Source organism: Burkholderia sp. SIMBA_051, from assembly GCF_046534915.1.
GTDB lineage: Bacteria > Pseudomonadota > Gammaproteobacteria > Burkholderiales > Burkholderiaceae > Burkholderia > Burkholderia ambifaria.
The window spans coordinates 1-269 of record NZ_JAWRXS010000321.1 but is presented as its reverse complement, the minus strand read 5'-3'; the positions used below and the strand labels follow the sequence as shown (position 1 = coordinate 269).

Annotated in this window: 1 pseudogene; it reads left to right on the top strand. The window is 59.5% G+C overall.

Going from position 1 to position 269, the window contains the following annotated elements:
• A pseudogene (locus SB771_RS34700) lies at positions 1-269 on the top strand (RND transporter); the annotation flags it as partial.

Sequence of the window (269 nt, the reverse complement as noted above, 5' to 3'; positions counted from 1 at the left end):
ACCAGCATGCGTTGCAATTGACCGAGAGTCGGCGCCAAGGGGGCATCGCTTCCGATCTGGACGTATCCCGCGCGCAGACACAACTCGATTCAGCGCGTGCGACCGAATCTGACATCCGTGCACGCCGCGCACTTTATGAACACGCAATCGCGACGTTGATTGGCGTGCCCGCGTCAAGTTTCAGCATGCCCCCATCCTATGCGATATCTTATCTGCCCAACATCCCCACCGGCGTGCCTTCTGCGTTGCTGCAACGTCGACCCGACATC